The organism is Lysinibacillus sphaericus OT4b.31, assembly GCF_000392615.1.
Taxonomy (GTDB): domain Bacteria; phylum Bacillota; class Bacilli; order Bacillales_A; family Planococcaceae; genus Lysinibacillus; species Lysinibacillus sphaericus_B.
Genome location: NZ_KB933398.1, coordinates 3,959,230 through 3,979,070 on the forward strand (window position 1 = coordinate 3,959,230; position 19,841 = coordinate 3,979,070).

Here is a 19,841-nt window from a genome sequence, read left to right on the forward strand (position 1 = left end):
AGAAAACGAGTCTTCAAAAAGATCTCATTTTCGGTTAACTAAACTTATCTTGGCAAGTATACCCGCATAAAACCAATTATATACAAAAGGGCACACGACCTCAAAATAATATTTTTGCATTGTATCATATTATCATAGCCGATTTGTCAAGTCAATATTTTATACATATTTCATTTATTTTCTTGCACGTATGATCCAGTATCCTTTTTTCTTCTCGACAACATCAACTTCTAAAAACTTCTCTTCTAAGTAACTTACCGTTGAAGGTGCACCCTGCTTCTTCTGAATCACTATCCACAACTCTCCAGATGTCACTAGCTTATCGTAAGCACCATCGTAAAAACGGAAAATTGTATCTTTTCCTGCACGAATTGGAGGGTTGGTTAAAATAGCCGCAGCCTTTGCATCATTATCCACCACCGATAGTCCGTCACTTACAAATATTCGTACATTTTGAACTCCGTTTACTTGCGCATTTTTTTGCGAAAGCGCAACTGCACGTTCGTTTATATCCATCATAAATACAGTACGTTCTGGATTTGCTTTGGCAATAGACAATCCAATCGGTCCATATCCACAGCCCACATCAAAAATCGTACCATCAATTCCAGGCATTTCAAACGTCTCAATTAATACACGGGATCCAAAATCTACTTCGCTTTTACTAAATACACCTGCATCCGTTTCAAAAGAAAACGCATGCCCAAGTAACTTAAATGTCCAGTGACGAGGTTTACTCTCAGTTTGAGGTTTATTTGTATAATAGTGATCTGACATTTTCATGCCTCCTCAGAATGAAGAAAAAGCTCGCCACAAATGACGAGCTTTCTTTTTGTATGAAAGTAATACGAGATTACTTAACTTCTACAGATGCGCCAACTTCTTCAAGTTTAGCTTTGATTTGTTCAGCTTCATCTTTAGAAACGCCTTCTTTAAGAGCTTTAGGAGCGTTATCTACAACTTCTTTAGCTTCTTTAAGACCTAAACCAGTGATTTCACGAACCACTTTGATTACTTTAATTTTTTCTGCACCAGCAGATGCTAATACTACGTCAAATTCTGTTTTTTCTTCAGCTGCAGCAGCACCGCCAGCAACTACTGCTACTGGAGCAGCAGCTGTTACACCGAATTCTTCTTCGATAGCTTTTACTAAATCGTTTAATTCAAGAACTGTCATAGCTTTGATAGCTTCTAAGATTTGCTCTTTGTTCATTATAATTTCCTCCTAATTGGATAATGTTTTAGTTTTTTTGCGGTCAAGCCGCGGAAGTTATGCAACGTAAGAAATTACGCGCCTTGTTCTTCTTTTTGTTCTGCAACAGCTTTTGTTGCAAGTGCGAAGTTGCGCACTGGAGCTTGAAGTACAGATAAAAGCATTGAAAGAAGACCTTCGCGTGATGGAAGTTCTGCAAGTGCTTTAACATCTTCAACAGAAGAGATTGTACCTTCAATAATACCTGCTTTAATTTCTAAAGCTTCGTTTTTCTTAGCGAACTCGTTGATGATTTTAGCAGGAGCTACAACATCTTCAGTTGAGAACGCAATTGCGTTAGGACCAGTTAATACTTCGTTGATTCCTTCAACGCCAGCAGCTTCAGCAGCACGACGAGTTAAAGTATTTTTGTAAACTTTGAACTCAACGCCAGCTTCACGAAGTTGTTTACGAAGTTCAGTTACTTGCGCAACGTTAAGACCACGATAATCCACTACTACTACAGAAGCAGCGCCTTGGAATTTTTCAGTGATTTCTTGCACTTGTGATTGTTTGTTTTCGATTGCTTTGCTCATGATGACACCTCCTATTAGAATGAGTCATTTATACCGACAAAAGAAAAGCCTCTGGGTCATATAGACACAGAGGCTGAAAGTCATCATCTTTAAAATAAGAATCCGAATTCCGATGTCCTCGGTAGGATTATTAAGTGACAAGTCACTCCTACTGTCTACGGTACAAATGGATGATTCACAACAGCACCCATCTTACCAAAGATACGGATTACTGTCAACCGATATATCAAATATTATTCAAACACGCTTTAGAAGCAGCGGTCGAATAAATATAGAAGATATTATTTTACTGCTACGCTAGATGCGTCAACTTTAACAGCTGGACCCATTGTAGTTGTAACATTTACAGATTTCATGTAAGTACCTTTAGCTGCAGCAGGTTTTGCTTTTTGAACAACGTCAAATACAGTTAAGAAGTTTTCTACAAGTTTCTCTGTAGAGAAAGAAGCTTTCCCGATTGGCGCGTGGATGATACCAGCTTTGTCAGCACGGTATTCAACTTTACCAGCTTTGATCTCAGCAATAGCTTTTGTTACATCGAAAGTAACTGTACCAGTTTTAGGGTTTGGCATTAAGCCTTTAGGTCCTAATACACGACCAAGTTTACCAACTTCACCCATCATGTCAGGAGTTGCTACGATTACATCGAAGTCAAACCAACCTTGTTGGATTTTTTGGATGTACTCTGCATCGCCTACATAGTCAGCACCAGCTGCTTCTGCTTCTTTAAGTTTTTCACCTTTAGCAAATACTAATACACGTTGAGTTTTACCAGTACCGTTTGGAAGCACTACTGCACCACGGATTTGTTGGTCATTTTTACGAGTATCGATTCCTAAACGGAAAGCAACTTCTACAGTAGCGTCGAAGTTTACTGTGCTAGTTTTTTGAGCAAGTTCAATTGCTTCTTGTGCGCCGTATACTGCGTTACGGTCGATTAATTTTGCTGCATCTTGCAGTTTTTTACCTTTTTTAGCCATTATATAATTCCTCCTTGATTGTGGTTATAGCGGATTTTACCTCCCACGAATAAAGGTTGCGCGTTCACAAAGAAACTCCGCAACCTTCCAAAAACAAATACATCATCAAGTAACTGGGATTAGTCTTCGATAACAATACCCATGCTTCGTGCAGTACCTTCAACCATTAACATAGCAGCTTCTACTGAAGCAGCGTTAAGGTCTGGCATTTTAGTTTCAGCGATTTCGCGAACTTTATCACGTTTAACCGTCGCCACTTTTTTACGATTTGGTTCACCTGATCCAGATTGGATACCAGCTGCTACTTTAAGTAAAACTGCTGCAGGTGGAGTTTTTGTAATGAAAGTAAATGAACGGTCCTCGAATACTGAAATTTCTACTGGAATAATAAGACCAGCTTGATCTGCAGTACGCGCATTGAATTCTTTACAGAATCCCATGATGTTCACACCCGCTTGACCTAATGCAGGACCAACCGGTGGAGCTGGGTTTGCTTTACCAGCAGGGATTTGAAGTTTAACAACTTTAATAACTTTTTTAGCCACGAGACACACCTCCTTAAGTCCGTGATGTGGTAATTGGGTTGCCCCTCCCACTCAATATCTGTCTGTCAGCTAATTGCCGATAACATTAAAATTATCATTGCAGACGTCAAACCAAAGTATGACAGTCTGACCTATGAAATGATACCACTTTTAATTTTTTTAAGCAAGTAGTAATTAACAAAAACTGCGACATATGCCACAGGTTACGTTTATTCCGTTATAACTACTTATATAGTTATAATTTTTGGATTTGCTCAAAGTCTAGTTCCATAATTGTTTCGCGACCAAACATATCGACAGAAACTTTCACTTTTCCTTTTTCCGTGTCAATTTCTTCAACGCGTCCTTGGAAGTGCGCGAAAGGCCCCTCTAATATTTCAACAGCTTCACCTATAGAAATATCCACTTCTACAACTTTATCAGTCATGCCCATTTGTTGTAGTAGACGATCTGCTTCCTCTGGTAATAAAGGCGTTGGCTTTGCACCGCCACCTGAAGAACCAATAAAGCCTGTTACACCTGGCGTATTGCGAACAACATACCAAGAATCATCTGTCATAATCAGCTCTACTAGAACATAACCAGGGAAAACCTTGCGCATCATTGTACGCTTTTTCCCATCCTTCATTTCTGTTTCTTCGTGTTCAGGAACGATTACACGGAAGATTTTATCCTGCATTCCCATTGTTTCAACGCGTTTCTCTAGGTTTGCTTTTACACGGTTCTCATACCCTGAATACGTATGAACAACATACCAATTTTTCTCCATAACTACTAGGACTACTCGTCCGTCCCTCCCTTATAAATTAATTTCGCCTTGGCGTAATTGCGTCCGGATTTTGAATTATTTTACTCTTTTTACAATATTCTCATTAGAAAAACATAGCTTTCGCTAATAGAAGCGAAAGCACGATGATATATACCTTAATTAGCATAGTCACCTAACGCTACACCCATTGTTACCTAGTAGCACACAAATCATAATGAGAACATTTTACTGCTGTTCACTTCATAAAACAAACGAAAAAACCCGTTATTGTAATGGACGGGCTATTTTCAAAAGTATTAACATGCTCTTTACTAAATTATAACTCTAAGTACCAGCGGAATAATGAAGAAATGCCTAAGTCAACTAACACAAAAAATAAAGCCATAATTACTACAGTCGAAATTACGACTACTGTATATTTCGTCAGTTCTTTACTTTTTGGCCAGCTTGTTTTTCGCATTTCCGACATTACGTCGCTGAAAAAGCCTTTAATCTTGCCCATTCTAGCCTAACCTCCGAATCAATCGTATCTGTCTATTTACAAATCATTTATAGCGTTTGTTTATGCACTGTATGTTCATTGCAATGCGAGCAAAATTTCTTTAATTCGAGGCGTACAGTCGAACCTTCCTTCGCAGGAAGCGTGTAATTTCTCGAGCCGCATTTATCACAATTTAGCACGACTTTCTTTGCCATTTAATCACCTTTTCGGCACTTTGTCTTTTAAAGACTAACACCTATATTTGTCAATGTCAACAAGGGCAAGCCCCTCTATAACATTTCCTCAAGAACTAGATGTCGCTCCAATTTTCGCTTTACTCGTTGCAGTGCATTGTCTATGGACTTCACATGGCGATTCAATTTTTCTGAAATTTCATGGTAAGATTGTCCATCTAAGTAAAGGGCTAACACTTGCAGCTCCAACTCACTTAAAATCTCACCCATCTTTTCTTCTAAATAACCAAACTCTTCTCTATGAATCATTAACTCTTCTGGATCATCCATAATTGCACCTGTTAAGACATCCATCAGGGTACGGTCTGATTCTTCGTCAAAAATTGGCTTGTCCAAAGAAACATAGGAATTGAGTGGGATATGTTTTTGTCTTGTTGCCGTTTTAATCGCCGTAATAATTTGTCTTGTAATACATAATTCTGCAAAAGCGCGAAAAGAGGCAAGTTTATCCCCTTTAAAATCCCGAATCGCTTTATATAAGCCAATCATGCCTTCTTGCACAATATCTTCCTTATCCGCACCAATTAAAAAATAAGATCTTGCCTTTGCCCTTACTAACAAACGGTATTTCGTAATTAAAAAATCCAACGCATCTGTATTACCTTGATGCACCATTTCAATAAGTTCTTCATCATTGAATCGTTCAAAATCTTGTGTCACTTGTACAATACTATTTTTAAACATGGTATCACCTCAGCTACAACAGATAATTAGGAACAGTATAACGGAATTGGAAATTACGCGTCAATCAATCATTTTAAACCACGACGCCATTTTTCGAAGGCCAATGCAACGTCTGGCTTCAATTCTATACGAGAAGGCGGCTTGCTATCTTGCTTTCGTTTCACATCATGTGAAATTTTATGCTGGATAATGCCCAAATCAATTTCAAGCTCCCTTGCCGATTTACGAAGAGCACCGTTACCAAAAATCACATTTTGCTCTGCCATATCGGAAGTTGCTACATGAATCTGTACATGTCTTGCTTTTAATTCCTGTGTCATTTTTTCAATGCGCTCATCTGCTGTTTCATTTTTTCGTGTATAAATGATTTCGACATCATTTTCTATATAAGATTGCTCAACACCTGGTACAAGATGCGCGTCAAAAACGACAATTACTCGCCACCCCATAGCTGCTTTATATTCGGCCATAAGTTCGATTAATCGCTTACGTGCATCCTCAAAATTCGTATCACGTAATGGACGAAGCTCTTTCCAGGCCCCAATCATATTATAGCCGTCGACAAGCAAAATGTTTTTCATCGTTAGTCATTCGCTTCTTGACGTTTACGGTACACTTCGTACATTAAAAGCGCAGCAGCTACAGAAGCATTTAAAGATGTAACATGACCAACCATCGGCAGATGATATAAAAAATCACATTTCTCTTTTAACAGACGACCCATTCCTTTCCCTTCACTACCGATAATGATAGCAAGCGGTAATGTCGCATCCATTTTACGATAATCTACAGAGCCTTTTGCATCTGTCCCTGCGATCCATACGCCACGATCTTTTAATTCATCTACCGTTTGCGCTAAGTTACTGACTCTCACAACAGGTACATGTTCAATCGCCCCCGTTGAAGCTTTTGCTACAACAGCTGTCAAACTGACTGAGCGACGCTTAGGAATAATAATACCATGTACACCAATTGCATCTGCAGTTCGCATAATAGAACCCAGGTTATGTGGATCTTCTAACTCATCTAAAATTAAGAAAAACGGATCTTCTTGTTTTTTCTCTGCAGCTAAGAATAAGTCGTCTAGTTCAGCATAACTATATGCTGCAACAGAAGCAACAATTCCTTGATGATTTGCATCTGATAATTGATCTACCTTTTTTTTCGGTACAAATTGAACAATGATTCCACGTTCACGTGCTAAATCTAGCAGTTCACCTACACCTGATTTTTTCACACCTTCTGCAATCCATACCTTATTCATATCGCGGCCTGAACGAAGTGCTTCTAACACTGGGTTTTTACCGGCAATAATTTCACCATTTTGTTCTGCCATTATTTTGACACTCCTTTTGATTCCTCGATTATTTGAATAGCGTATGCAATGATTTCATAAACGCGTTCTAATTCATTTAATAAATACAAACTACCAAGCACTGCCTCAAAGCCGGAGCTATTACGGTATGTCAGTACATCAGTATTTTTTGGCACAGAGCCGGATTTAGCATTGCGCCCCCGACGGAACACAGCCAATTCCTGCTCTGATAAAAAGTTTTCATCCATCATGCGATGCACAATCGTAGACTGTGCCTTCGCTGATACATAGTGCGTTGCTTCTTTGTGAAGTGTATTTGGTTTTACGCGACCAGCACGCAGTAAATGCTCACGAATCTGCTGTTCTAAAACCGCATCCCCCATATACGCAAGGGCTAATGCATTTAATTGCTTCACATCTTCATTTCGGAGTTTATCCAAGTTATTTACCCTCGTTTCCATCTAGTTCCTTGGCGAGTATCTTCTAAAATGATACCTTGCGCTTGCAAATGGTCACGAATTTCATCTGAGCGAGCAAAATCCCGGTTTTTACGTGCATCTACGCGCTCTTGTAAAAGTGCTTCAATTTCATCGTCTAACAGTTCCGCTTCTTTTACAAATTCAATACCTAAGACGTCACCAACTATCTCAAAAGTTTCCGTAAAACCTATCAATACTTTCTCATCCGTATTCGTTTCATTCAAGTAAATATTGGCGATACGCGCTAGTTCAAATAAAACTGAAATTGCATTGGCAGTATTGAAATCATCGTCCATTGCTTCTTCAAATTGAACTTTTTGTTCAGCAATTTTTTGAAGCCACTCTGCTGAATTATCACCAAGACTCGCAGTTGCCGTTAAGCGATGTTTCACATTGTTGTACGCCGTACGAATACGCTCTAAGCCAGTAGCTGCTGCATCTACTAAATCCTTCGCAAAGTTAATTGGATGGCGGTAGTGTACAGAAAGCATAAAGAAGCGTAACACTTGGGGGTCAATCTGTTTACGAATATCGTTTACAAGTACAAAATTCCCAAGAGATTTTGACATTTTTTCATTATCAATATTAATATACCCATTATGCATCCAGTAACGCGCAAACGTCTTGTCATTATGTGCTTCTGATTGGGCAATTTCATTTTCATGGTGTGGGAATGTTAAATCTTGACCACCTGCATGAATATCAATTGTATCACCTAGGTGCTCACGTGCCATCACTGAGCACTCAATATGCCAACCTGGACGCCCTTTGCCCCAAGGACTTTCCCAGTAAATTTCACCCGGTTTAACCGCCTTCCATAAAGCGAAATCTAACGCGTCGTCTTTCTTCTCACCGGCTTCAATGCGAGCACCGATTTTTAAATCATCTACAGACTGATGCGATAACTTGCCATAGCCATCAAACTTACGTGTTCGATAATAAACATCTCCTGCTGACTCATAAGCATAGTCTTTATCGATTAAAACTTTAATGAACGCAATAATGTCATCCATATGTTCTGTAACGCGTGGATGCACATCTGCTTTTTTGCAGCCTAATGCTGTAACATCTTCAAAATATGCAGCAATAAAACGTTCTGTTAGCTCGTGAACTTCCTCGCCAAGTTCATTTGCAGCTTTAATAATTTTGTCGTCTACATCCGTGAAATTTGAAACAAACTTTACTTCATAGTCCTTGTATTGAAAATACCGACGTACAGTATCATAAACAATGACAGGACGGGAATTCCCAATATGAATATAGTTATAAACTGTCGGACCGCACACGTACATTTTAACTTTGCCTTCTTCTAACGGTACGAAAGTTTCTTTTTGTCTTGTTAATGAGTTAAAAATTTGGATACTCATTGTTTTTCTCTCTCCTTTTGTAAATGCCCGATTTCTTCCTGCAAAGCTGCTATTTGCTTCTCGAAACCTTGACAACGTTCCTCTACAGGGTCAGGAATATTTTGATGGTCTAGTTTTTTCTCTAAACGAATACCATCTTTCATCACAATTTTACCAGGGATACCGACAACCGTAGCATTCGGTGGCACTTCTTTTAAGACAACCGAGCCTGCTCCAATTTTACTATTCTCACCAATTGTAATTGAACCTAATACCTTTGCACCTGTTGCCACTAGCACATTATCCTGTAATGTCGGATGGCGTTTCCCTTTTTCCTTCCCTGTACCACCTAATGTGACACCTTGATAAAGTGTAACATTATCGCCTATTTCACAGGTTTCACCTATTACGACTCCCATCCCATGGTCAATAAAGAAGCGACGACCAATTTTTGCACCGGGATGAATTTCAATCCCTGTAAAGAAACGGCTTATTTGTGAAATCGAACGTGCTATAAAATAAAAACGTTTTTTAAAGAACCAGTGCGCAATACGATGCGCCCATGTAGCATGTAAACCTGAGTAAGTTAATACAACTTCCAGCACACTACGCGCCGCTGGATCATTTTCAAAAATCGTTGCTACATCTTCCCTCATTCTTTTAAACATAAAAAACTCCCCCTTTTCAATTTTGATCTGTCTTGCTCCCCCAGACATTTTAAACAAACCAGTGCGCACCTTGGAATTGCCTCAACGACTTTACAACCGCCAAAAGATGCAACCACTCCTTTTACGGGTCCCACTCAGTCGGCATTTAACCATTTACTGAACAACGTAAAAAAACGCCCCCATCATTCCTATTAAGGAATGACAGAGACGCTAAATTTGCGCGGTTCCACTCTGATTGAAGGCACAGGCCTTCCACTCTGGATGTTCTGTAACGGGAACGACCCGATAAAGCCTACTTAACGTTCAGCCCTATGCTCAAAGGTGCATTTCAGTTTTGCCTTGGCTCAGACCACTTTCAGCCGGTGATGGTCCTCTCTATAGAGCATGCGCCACTTACTTCTCCTTATCAACACTTTTAAATATTTTATTAAACTTACTGTATGCATATTCTGTTTTTAAAAGTTAAATTCATTTTACATCGAAGAAACAAATTGTCAATGAAATTCTATTATTGCGCGTATTTTTCTACGCGAGCAATCGTTTTTTCTTTACCAATTAGGCAAATCGCATTTGGCAATTCAGGACCGTGTGTTTCACCCGTAGTGACAACACGGATTGGCATGAATAAGTTTTTGCCTTTATGGCCTGTTTCTTTTTGTACAGCCTTAATAGCTGCTTTTACAGTTTCTGGTGTAAACTCTTCTAAACCTTCAAGTTGTACTTTAAATGCTGCCATTACTTCTGGTACTTGCTCACCAGCTAAGACTTCATTCGCTTCTTCATCATATTCAATATGCTCATTGAAGAATAGGCTAGATAGTTCCACAATTTCCGCACCAAAGCTCATTTGTTCATGATAAAGCGCAATTAAATCAGTTGCCCAAGCACGCTCTTCTGTTGTTAATTCTTCTGGCAATAAGCCTTCTTTTTGTAAGTGTGGTAAAGATAATGCCACCACTTCTTCTAATGATAATTTTTTGATGTACTGATTATTCATCCAAGTAAGCTTTTGCTTATCGAACATAGATGGAGATTTTGATAACCGTTTTTCATCAAACATTTCGATAAATTGTTCTTTCGAGAAGATCTCTTCTTCCCCTTCTGGAGACCAGCCTAATAATGCAAAGAAGTTAAACATAGCTTCTGGCAGATAGCCAAGATCTTTATATTGCGTCACGAATTGAATAATTGATTCATCACGTTTTGATAATTTTTTACGATTTTCATTAATGATTAATGTCATATGACCGAAGCGCGGATATTCCCAGCCGAATGCATCAAAAATCATCATTTGCTTTGGCGTGTTTGATAAATGCTCTTCACCACGGAAAACGTGTGAGATTTCCATAAAGTGATCATCTAATACTACCGCGTAATTATATGTCGGAATACCATTCGCTTTTACGAGTACCCAGTCACCAACATCTTTTGATTCGAATGTTACTTGTCCACGTACTAAATCTTCAAATTCATATGTTACGTTTTCAGGTACACGCATACGAATTGTGTATGACTCACCCGCTGCTACTTTAGCCGCTACTTCTTCAGCTGATAAATGACGGCAAGTACCATCATAAGTTGGGGCCGCAACGCCACGAGCTTTTTGTTCCTCACGAGATGCTTCTAGCTTTTCTGATGAACAGAAACATTTATAAGCTGCACCTTGTTCTAATAGCTTTTCAGCATGCTCTTTATAAATATCTAGACGCTCCATTTGGCGATAAGGCGCATAGGGACCACCAATATCGATAGATTCATCGTATTCAATGCCTAACCACTTTAAGTTATCTAGCTGAGATGCCTCCCCGCCTTCTACATTACGCTCGATATCGGTATCCTCAATACGTACGATAAATTTACCGTTGTGATGTCTTGCATATAAATAGTTGAATAACGCTGTACGCGCCCCACCAATATGTAAGAAACCTGTTGGTGATGGTGCATAACGAACGCGAACTTCTTTGGTCATAGTTAAAAGCCTCCTAAATGTTCGTCTGAAAAAAAATTCCGACCTTGTTAACTTTGTTCATTTTACCACTGTAGTATAGGAAATAAAAGTAGCGTGTGTTTAGCAATATAGCACACCCTTCCATTTTATTTTTTTATTAATAAAATGGTTGCCATAGAGGCGATACCTTCTTCACGGCCTGTAAAACCTAAACGCTCAGTCGTAGTTGCCTTAACATTCACCTGCGACGGTTCGGCATGAAGTAGTTCGGCAATACGATTTTGCATTTGTTCAATATATGGTGCCATCTTAGGACGCTGTGCCATAATTGTACAGTCAACATTTCCTAACACATAGCCTCTATCCTCAACCATTTTCCAAATATACGCTAGCAACTTCGCTGAGTCAGCATCCTTAAATGCTGGATCAGTATCTGGGAAATGACGTCCTATGTCCCCCTCACCAATTGCACCAAGTGCCGCATCCGTTACCGTGTGTAATAATACGTCTGCATCTGAATGACCAACTAATCCCTTTTCATGTGGAATAGTTATACCACCTATAATTAATGGGCGTCCTTCTTCAAATGCATGTACATCAAATCCTTGTCCTATTCGAAACATATCCTGCTACTACAACAGAGATGATTGTAGCAGCACTCACCTTCTTCCATTTTTATATTTTATCTACATTATCATACCCTCACATTTTAACATATTTCCTAGGAAATTTTGTTGTCAGTCTATACGTCATTTCTATGTTGATATTGTTTATTCGACTAGAATAAAACAATTTAAAAGATACAGTATAGCAGGCAGGTTGCGCATTCAAATTTTATGAAACTTACCTCAATGCAGTCCTATATGCCCCTTGCATTTTTATGCTAAAAAATCTCATCAGCCAAACAGCCTGACGAGATTCATAGTTTATTCTTTGATTCTTTATAACGTTTCTAATGCGCGTTTACGTAAAATGGCTTCGCCAAATACTAAATCTTCCTTCGTTGTCATCTTTACATTTTCATAACTGCTTTCCACGATATGAACTGCATGACCGAGACGTTCGACTAACATTGCCTCATCCGTCCCAAGGAAGCCTACTTTTTCCGCAACATCCTCCGCTTCCACTATTAAATTAAATTGGAAGGCTTGGGGAGTTTGAATCATCCAAAGACTTTCACGGTCAACCGTCTCCTCTATGACTCCGTCACGTACTTTTTTCATTGTATCTTTCGCACGTACCCCCGCAATGGCGGCTCCAAATTCATGTGCACTTTGTACAAGATTTGCAATAATATCATGTGTGATAAAAGGCCGTGCTGCATCATGTACAAGGACAATATCAACTTGCTCCATTTCCTTCATACAGGAGTGGACCGAGTGTTGCCGCTCAGCCCCTCCATCAGGCAAGCCTTTAACCTTAGAAATTGCATATACCTCTAGCATTTCTTGAATGATGACTCGTTCTTCTGGCTTCACTGCAAGCCAAATGCCTGTGCACTGCTCGTCTTGCTCAAATACTTCGAGCGTGTGTATTAAAATTGGTTTCTCTAAGAGCTTTAAAAACAATTTATTTTTTCCTGCACCCATTCGCTTTCCGCTACCGGCAGCAGGTAATACTACTTCATAGTGCAACTTTCCCACTTCCTACTCATCCTTTGGCTTAGCAAAAATCATACGGCCTGCTGATGTTTGCAAAACACTCGTTACTGTTACTGTTATTGCCTGTCCTATATAGCTACGACCACCTTCTACTACAATCATCGTACCGTCATCTAAATAAGCGACGCCTTGGTTATGCTCTTTCCCGTCCTTAATAACAACTACCTGCATGTCTTCACCAGGAATAACCACTGGTTTCACTGCATTCGCTAAATCATTAATATTTAAAACTTTTACTTGGTGCAACTCACACACTTTATTAAGGTTGAAGTCATTTGTAACGATTTGTGTATCATTGCCCCTTTTTTTTGCAAGTCGCACAAGCTTTAAGTCTACTTCCTGCACATCTTCAAAGTCTTCTTCAGTAATCTCAACCTTCGTCATACGTTCATCCTGTAGCTTTTTCAGAATATCCAAACCGCGGCGACCTCTAGTACGTTTTAGTGTATCCGAGGAATCCGCAATATGCTGTAGCTCAGTTAGCACAAATTGTGGCACAACTAGTATCCCTTCGATAAAGCCTGTTTCAGAAATATCAGCAATACGTCCATCAATAATAACACTTGTATCTAACAGCTTATAGCTACCTCGAATTTCTGGAATATCAACACCCTCATTCGCTTTTCGCTTCGCATTATTACCTCGTAATGTAAATAACTGCAGTAGTTCATCACGCTTTTTAAACCCTACACGAAAGCCTAAATATCCAAGTACGAATGACAAAACTATTGGGAAAACTTCTGTAATGACCGGTAACTTTACAAATTGTACACTATCAATCGCAAAACCTAAAAAATAAGCAACAATAAGCCCGATAATTAGCCCGAGTGTACCAAACAATAAGTCGCCAACCGGTACTTTAAACAGTACATCTTCCATCCAGGTAATCAGCCGTACAAAGTAATCAGAAAATGCAAACGATAATGTAAACAGCAAAAGTGCTCCTAAAGCTACTGAGACGTAAGGATTATCAAGCCAAGGATTAGATGATAAATGAAGCAATTCGTATAATGGCGGTAAGAAAACAAAGCCCAAAGCTCCTCCGATCAGTAAAAAAGCAATTTGAATAAATTTTTTCACAAGCTGTCACCTCCTATTCTTATATTCGATTATACATAGTTTACTGTAGAAAATCTTTCTTGAACCCATTAAATTATCTTTAATTTTACCTCTCTTCAATCAAGGATTCTTCAGTCGACGGAAAAATGTAAAGTCCTCCGATAGTTATCATAGGTTTTTGTTCAAAAATTAATTGCCGTGTGTAATTAATGATGAAGCAAAAGTGCATGTCAGACTCTTGCCTCACATGCACGATTTCTTACAACTCTCTAAAAGAAGCATTTAACGCATCTTTTATCGTCTCAACACCAACAATTTCAATGCCTTGTGGGAAATCCCAGCCACCTATATTAGAAGCAGGGATGAATGCACGTTTAAAGCCAAGTTTTGCTGCTTCAATTACACGTTGCTCGATACGAGAGACACGGCGAACCTCCCCAGTTAATCCCACTTCCCCAATAAAACAATCAGTGGCTCTGACTGCCTGATCCTTAAAGCTTGAAACAATGCTCGTCAATACAGCAAGGTCAATGGCTGGTTCATCAAGCTTCACACCGCCAGCAACCTTAATATATGCATCTTGCGCTTGTAGCATGAGCCCCATACGCTTCTCTAGTACTGCCATAAGTAATTGCACACGGTTTTGATCCACCCCGGTTGCCATGCGCTTTGGGTAATTAAAGCTTGTCGGTGTCACGAGGGATTGAATCTCTACTAAAATAGGGCGCGTTCCTTCCATTGAGGCCACAATTGTTGAACCTGCTGCACCTTGTGAACGCTCCTGTAAAAACAGCTCAGACGGATTTAATACTTCCTTTAAGCCCCCTTGAAGCATTTCGAAAATAGCAATTTCATTTGTAGAGCCAAAGCGATTTTTCTGACTTCGTAAAATCCGATGATTATGGTGACGTTCTCCCTCAAAATATAGCACTGTATCAACCATATGCTCTAATATACGGGGTCCAGCAATTTGCCCCTCTTTCGTCACATGCCCTACCAAGAAAATGGCAATACCTTTTGTTTTCGCAATACGCATCAGCTCAGCTGTACATTCACGTACCTGCGACACACTACCAGGCGCACTTGTTACTTCTGGATGGAATACAGTTTGAATAGAATCGACGATAACAAACTTCGGCTGTACATCATCAATAGTTTGGTTTAGCAACTCTAAATTCGTCTCTGAATAAATATAAAGTTCCTGTGACATCACGCCTAAACGCTCAGCACGTAGCTTCGTTTGACGAATCGATTCCTCACCAGAAATATATAGCACTCGATGCCCTTTGTTCGACAATAACGCTGACACCTGTAGAAGTAGCGTTGACTTTCCAATACCAGGATCCCCACCGATTAATACAAGAGACCCAGGCACGATACCACCACCCAAAACACGATTCAACTCGCCCATTTCTGTTGCTACGCGTGATTCCTCTGCCACTTCTATCTGCATAATTGGTAGTGCCTTTTGTGTAACTGTTGCAGAATGCTGGAATGCCCCACGCGGTCCCTTGGCTACGACCTCAACCTCTTCCACCATCTTGTTCCATTCCCCGCACCCAGGACATCTTCCCATCCATTTTGCAGATTCATAGCCACAACCTGTGCATACAAATTTTGTTTTTTTCTTTGCCATAATTGCTACCACCTCGAATATTTGTTCTTATCTCTATTTTACATAAAAAAAGACAGCTTAGCACTATGGCCTCGCTGCCTTTCCATAAAGTAAATTTTTAATAGAGCACTTAAGCTCCCGCTTCTTCTAATTTTGAAGAACTATTTAGAGATTGAAACGCCCTCTTTTTTCTTCACGACAAAATTATCGTTCACGTAATCGATAATGACTTGATTGCCTTTTTCAACATTGCCTTTAAGTAGCTCTTCCGACAGACGGTCTTCCACTTGTTTTTGCAGTGCACGGCGAATTGGACGAGCACCGTATTGTGGATCGTACCCTTCATCTGCTATTTTTTCAAGCGCTGAATCTGTTAACTCTAACGAAATGTCTTGTTCTTTTAGACGTTTTGTTAAAGCATTTGCCATCATTGATACGATTTCTTTTAAGTGACCTTTTTCTAACGAATGGAAAACAATCATTTCGTCAATACGGTTTAAGAATTCTGGGCGGAAAGCTTTTTTCAGCTCTTCTAACATAGTGCCCTTCATATCTTTATGCTTAGATTCAGAACCACCTAAACTGAAGCCTAGGTTTTTTTGATATTTTAATGCATCTGCGCCAACATTTGATGTCATAATGACAACCGTATTTCGGAAATCAACTACACGACCTTTAGAATCTGTTAAACGGCCATCCTCGAGCACTTGTAATAAGATATTGAATACATCTGGATGTGCCTTTTCAATTTCATCCAGTAACACAACAGAATATGGTTTACGGCGAACTTTTTCTGTAAGCTGACCACCATCGTCAAAGCCGACATAGCCTGGAGGCGAGCCGACTAAACGTGAAGTAGAGTGTTTCTCCATGTACTCAGACATGTCAACGCGAATCATTGCATCTTCATCGCCGAACATTACCTCAGCAAGGGCTCTCGCTAGTTCTGTTTTACCGACACCTGTAGGGCCAAGGAAAATGAATGAGCCAATTGGACGTTTTGGATCCTTCAAACCTGCTCTTGCACGACGTATTGCACGAGAGATTGCTTCTACTGCTTCGCTTTGACCAACAACGCGTTTGTGTAACTCCTCTTCAAGTTGTAAAAGCTTCGCTGATTCTTCGTGTGCGATTTTCGCTACCGGGATTCCCGTCCACATTGAAACAACCGCTGCAACATCGTCCACAGTTACCTTGGATTCAGCTTTACCTTGCTCTTCTTTCCATGTTTTGCGCGTTGTTTCAATTTCGTCTTTTAACTTTTGCTCTGTATCTCTTAAAGAAGCCGCTTTTTCAAATTCCTGACCAGAAACAGCTGCATTTTTCTCAGAACGAACATTTTCAAGCTTATCTTCCAATGCCTTTAAGTTTGGTGGCACTGCAAATGAACGCAAGCGTACTTTAGAACCCGCTTCATCGATTAAATCAATTGCTTTATCTGGTAAGAAGCGATCTGAAATATAACGGTCACCCATTTTTGCTGCTGCCTCAATAGCTTCATCTGTAATTTTCACACGATGATGTGCCTCATAGCGATCACGTAAGCCGTGGATGATTTGAATAGCTTCTTCAACAGTTGGCTCATCTACTTGAATTGGCTGGAAGCGACGCTCTAAAGCAGCATCCTTTTCAATGTATTTACGGTACTCATCTAAAGTTGTTGCTCCGATACATTGTAGCTCACCACGTGCTAATGATGGTTTTAAAATATTGGATGCATCAATTGCACCTTCAGCGCCACCAGCACCGATTAATGTATGCAATTCATCGATGAATAAGATGACATTACCTGCTTGGCGAATCTCATCCATTACTTTTTTCAGACGATCCTCAAATTCACCTCGGTATTTTGTACCTGCCACAACGGTACCCATATCAAGGGTCATTACACGTTTATCACGAAGGATTTCCGGCACTTCATTATTAATAATTTGCTGTGCTAAGCCTTCCGCAATCGCTGTTTTACCAACCCCTGGCTCACCAATTAAAACGGGGTTATTTTTTGTGCGGCGTGATAGTACTTCAATAACACGTGTAATTTCTTTACTGCGACCAATAACAGGGTCTAATGATCCTTCACGTGCAATTTGTGTTAAATCACGCGCAAGGCTATCTAATGTCGGTGTATTGGCCGCCTGTGTCGCTTGTTGACCAGATTGGGCATTGTCATTATTTCCAAGTAACAATAATACTTGCTGACGTGCTTTGTTTAAGCCGACACCCGCATTGTTTAAAACGCGAGCTGCCACACCCTCGCCCTCACGAATTAACGCTAATAGTAAATGCTCTGTACCTATATAAGAATGACCTAATTTACGTGATTCATCGACTGATAGTTCAATTACTTTTTTAGCTCGAGGTGTATAGTGAACAATTGGTCCAACATCCTCTGTACCTTTACCAACTAATTCTTCAATGCCAGTTTCAATCATTTGAGGGCTAATATCAATGGCTTCTAATGCTTTCGCTGCAATACCCCCGCCTTCACGAATAAGTCCTAAAAGAATATGCTCAGTTCCTATTGATTCGTGTTTCCAACGAATAGCCTCTTCCTGTGCAAGTTGTAATACTTTTTGTGCGCGTTGTGTAAAACGATTAAACATCATATGAATCCTCTCCTTTTCCCTCTATATTAGGCTTACTCAAGCTCTCTTGAAATAATGCCTCCCGAAGCATCTTTGCTCGTACCCGATCACGTTCGGACGGCGGCAATGCCTCACCTGCATAATGTTGTAAAAATCCAGGTTGCATACAGACAATACATTCATTTAATGTTGTGGCCCTAATGCCATGTATCAACTGTAAATCTACCCCCAGACGTACATTAGATAAGCAAGTAGCTGCTTCCTCACTTGTTAAAATTCGGGCATGCGACAGAGTGCCTAAAGCACGGTAAATACGATCTTCTAAGGCGAGTTCTGCCTTATCCATCAGCTTACCTCTTGCCTGCCGTTCTTTTTGAATAATTTTTTCAGCAACACTTTGAATGTCTGCTAAAATATCATCTTCTGTTTTTCCTAGGGTAATCTGATTTGACACTTGGTAAACGTTCCCTAAATTTTCGCTACCTTCTCCATATATTCCCCTAACTGTCATTCCTAATCGTGTCATGGCATTTATTATTTGATTCATCTGACCAGTTAATGTTAAGACTGGAAGATGCATCATGACAGAAGCCCGTAGTCCTGTACCAATATTCGTTGGGCAACTTGTTAAATAGCCAAAATTATCTCGAAATGCGTAGGGCAGCGCCCCTTCTAAAGCACGATCAATTTTATTGGCCTGTTCGTATGCCTTTTGAAGTTGAAAGCTTGCTGTCATACATTGAATGCGTAAATGGTCTTCTTCATTCACCATAATGCTAATGGACTCATCCTCAGATAGTAGCATCGAGCCAACTAGCTCTTTTTTGGCTAACTGTGGACTAATTAAATGTTTTTCAACTAAGATTTGTCGTTGTAATGGTGTTAAATCTTTTATGGCAAAATAAGAGTACCTTTCAAGGAGTTTAGGACTGTCCTGAATTGCGTGTGTTACTGCTTGCTCCACCTGTAGTGCTTCATCTTCTGAGAAAACTAATGGGAAACGGTACCCATCTAAATTCCGAGCAAGGCGAATACGTGTACTAATGACAATATCTGAATAATCATCTTCTACATGCATCCATACAGGCGTGGCACGCTCTAAAAAAGGCTCAATCATCACGACACATCACCACCTTCGAATTGTAGCTGATTCTCAAGCTCCTTTGCCTCATCACGAAGCTTTGCCGCCTCTTCAAATTGTTCTTCGTCTACGGCATCTTTCATCCGTTTACGAATATCTTCAATTTGTTTTTTTATGACATAGACATTGCTATGAGCACCTGGCATTTTGCCAATATGTTGAGGTCCAGCCTGAATACGGTTAAAGAGTTTTGGCAAATGCTCGGCAAAAGTGTCGTAACAGCCAGGGCATCCGAATTTCCCCTCTTTTAAAAATCGCTTATACGTAAACCCACAGTGAGAACACGTTTGTTGCTGGGGCGGTGCTTGCTGCTTTTCACCAACTTTTTGTTGCCACGTTGGTGAGCCGAACCAATTAGATAGTAACTGTTGAATTGAAACCGGCTCTTGCTTAAACTCCGCATGAAATGGATGGAACTGCGAAGCGCAGACGTCACAATAATGATGCTCCACCTTCTGACTATTTTGAACTTGTGTTACCGTTACTGTCGCATTACGCTGTTTGCAATGTTCGCATATCATCT

The 19,841-nt window shown here is 39.9% G+C and carries 22 protein-coding genes and 2 other annotated features; all 22 genes read right to left on the reverse strand.

The annotated features are described in order from the left end of the window. Positions 1-174: 174 nt before the first annotated feature. Entirely contained in the window at positions 175-777 is a 603-nt protein-coding gene (locus H131_RS18335) for a class I SAM-dependent methyltransferase (protein ID WP_010860617.1), read from the reverse strand. Positions 778-853: 76 nt separating this feature from the next. After that, positions 854-1,213: a 50S ribosomal protein L7/L12 gene (gene rplL / locus H131_RS18340; RefSeq protein ID WP_010860618.1), complete on the reverse strand. Its 360-nt coding sequence runs from the start codon at positions 1,211-1,213 to the stop codon at positions 854-856. Between the two features lie 74 nt (positions 1,214-1,287). Beyond that, positions 1,288-1,788 (reverse strand): 50S ribosomal protein L10, encoded by a 501-nt coding sequence (rplJ, locus tag H131_RS18345; protein WP_010860619.1) that lies wholly within the window; start codon positions 1,786-1,788, stop codon positions 1,288-1,290. A 32-nt stretch (positions 1,789-1,820) separates the two neighbouring features. Further along, positions 1,821-1,967, reverse strand: a sequence feature (ribosomal protein L10 leader region). 102 nt (positions 1,968-2,069) lie between these two features. Next, positions 2,070-2,768 carry a 50S ribosomal protein L1 gene (rplA, locus tag H131_RS18350; protein WP_010860620.1) on the reverse strand — a complete coding sequence of 233 codons (699 nt, stop codon included), beginning with the start codon at positions 2,766-2,768 and terminating at the stop codon, positions 2,070-2,072. Between the two features lie 119 nt (positions 2,769-2,887). Next, entirely contained in the window at positions 2,888-3,313 is a 426-nt protein-coding gene (gene rplK / locus H131_RS18355; RefSeq protein ID WP_004233593.1) for a 50S ribosomal protein L11, read from the reverse strand. Positions 3,314-3,548: 235 nt separating this feature from the next. Continuing rightward, the gene (nusG, locus tag H131_RS18360; RefSeq protein ID WP_010860621.1) at positions 3,549-4,082 is read right to left on the reverse strand and encodes a transcription termination/antitermination protein NusG; all 534 of its coding nucleotides are present in this window, start codon (positions 4,080-4,082) and stop codon (positions 3,549-3,551) included. A 316-nt stretch (positions 4,083-4,398) separates the two neighbouring features. Next, positions 4,399-4,584, reverse strand: coding sequence for a preprotein translocase subunit SecE (gene secE, locus H131_RS18365; RefSeq protein ID WP_010860622.1), 186 nt, complete (start codon positions 4,582-4,584; stop codon positions 4,399-4,401). Between the two features lie 47 nt (positions 4,585-4,631). Beyond that, positions 4,632-4,778: a 50S ribosomal protein L33 gene (gene rpmG, locus H131_RS23920; protein ID WP_010860623.1), complete on the reverse strand. Its 147-nt coding sequence runs from the start codon at positions 4,776-4,778 to the stop codon at positions 4,632-4,634. A gap of 75 nt (positions 4,779-4,853) precedes the next feature. Next, positions 4,854-5,501, reverse strand: a complete 648-nt coding sequence (gene sigH, locus H131_RS18370; protein WP_010860624.1) for an RNA polymerase sporulation sigma factor SigH — start codon at positions 5,499-5,501, stop codon at positions 4,854-4,856. A 68-nt stretch (positions 5,502-5,569) separates the two neighbouring features. Beyond that, positions 5,570-6,082, reverse strand: a complete 513-nt coding sequence (locus tag H131_RS18375) for an NYN domain-containing protein (RefSeq protein WP_010860625.1) — start codon at positions 6,080-6,082, stop codon at positions 5,570-5,572. A gap of 2 nt (positions 6,083-6,084) precedes the next feature. Beyond that, the gene (rlmB, locus tag H131_RS18380; RefSeq protein WP_010860626.1) at positions 6,085-6,837 is read right to left on the reverse strand and encodes a 23S rRNA (guanosine(2251)-2'-O)-methyltransferase RlmB; all 753 of its coding nucleotides are present in this window, start codon (positions 6,835-6,837) and stop codon (positions 6,085-6,087) included. Beyond that, a complete protein-coding gene (locus tag H131_RS18385) occupies positions 6,837-7,256 on the reverse strand; it encodes a Mini-ribonuclease 3 (protein WP_010860627.1) in 420 nt (139 codons plus the stop codon). Before H131_RS18385 ends, rlmB begins: the two co-directional genes overlap by 1 nt. Positions 7,257-7,261: 5 nt before the next feature. Next, the gene (cysS, locus tag H131_RS18390; RefSeq protein WP_010860628.1) at positions 7,262-8,662 is read right to left on the reverse strand and encodes a cysteine--tRNA ligase; all 1,401 of its coding nucleotides are present in this window, start codon (positions 8,660-8,662) and stop codon (positions 7,262-7,264) included. After that, positions 8,659-9,309, reverse strand: coding sequence for a serine O-acetyltransferase EpsC (epsC, locus tag H131_RS18395; protein ID WP_010860629.1), 651 nt, complete (start codon positions 9,307-9,309; stop codon positions 8,659-8,661). Before epsC ends, cysS begins: the two co-directional genes overlap by 4 nt. Positions 9,310-9,509: 200 nt before the next feature. Continuing rightward, positions 9,510-9,728: a binding site (T-box leader), on the reverse strand. A gap of 89 nt (positions 9,729-9,817) precedes the next feature. After that, a complete protein-coding gene (gltX, locus tag H131_RS18400) occupies positions 9,818-11,278 on the reverse strand; it encodes a glutamate--tRNA ligase (RefSeq protein WP_010860630.1) in 1,461 nt (486 codons plus the stop codon). A gap of 125 nt (positions 11,279-11,403) precedes the next feature. Then, positions 11,404-11,880, reverse strand: coding sequence for a 2-C-methyl-D-erythritol 2,4-cyclodiphosphate synthase (gene ispF, locus H131_RS18405; RefSeq protein WP_010860631.1), 477 nt, complete (start codon positions 11,878-11,880; stop codon positions 11,404-11,406). Positions 11,881-12,198: 318 nt separating this feature from the next. After that, positions 12,199-12,891 carry a 2-C-methyl-D-erythritol 4-phosphate cytidylyltransferase gene (gene ispD / locus H131_RS18410; protein WP_010860632.1) on the reverse strand — a complete coding sequence of 231 codons (693 nt, stop codon included), beginning with the start codon at positions 12,889-12,891 and terminating at the stop codon, positions 12,199-12,201. Positions 12,892-12,903: 12 nt separating this feature from the next. Continuing rightward, positions 12,904-13,998 (reverse strand): PIN/TRAM domain-containing protein, encoded by a 1,095-nt coding sequence (locus H131_RS18415; protein WP_010860633.1) that lies wholly within the window; start codon positions 13,996-13,998, stop codon positions 12,904-12,906. Positions 13,999-14,236: 238 nt separating this feature from the next. Then, a complete protein-coding gene (gene radA, locus H131_RS18420) occupies positions 14,237-15,613 on the reverse strand; it encodes a DNA repair protein RadA (protein WP_010860634.1) in 1,377 nt (458 codons plus the stop codon). Between the two features lie 140 nt (positions 15,614-15,753). Next, positions 15,754-18,198: an ATP-dependent Clp protease ATP-binding subunit gene (locus tag H131_RS18425; RefSeq protein ID WP_010860635.1), complete on the reverse strand. Its 2,445-nt coding sequence runs from the start codon at positions 18,196-18,198 to the stop codon at positions 15,754-15,756. Then, positions 18,188-19,297, reverse strand: a complete 1,110-nt coding sequence (locus tag H131_RS18430; protein WP_036130813.1) for a protein-arginine kinase McsB — start codon at positions 19,295-19,297, stop codon at positions 18,188-18,190. The genes H131_RS18425 and H131_RS18430 overlap by 11 nt, the downstream gene beginning before the upstream one ends. After that, positions 19,294-19,839 (reverse strand): UvrB/UvrC motif-containing protein, encoded by a 546-nt coding sequence (locus H131_RS18435; protein WP_010860637.1) that lies wholly within the window; start codon positions 19,837-19,839, stop codon positions 19,294-19,296. The genes H131_RS18430 and H131_RS18435 overlap by 4 nt, the downstream gene beginning before the upstream one ends. Positions 19,840-19,841 lie beyond the last annotated feature (2 nt).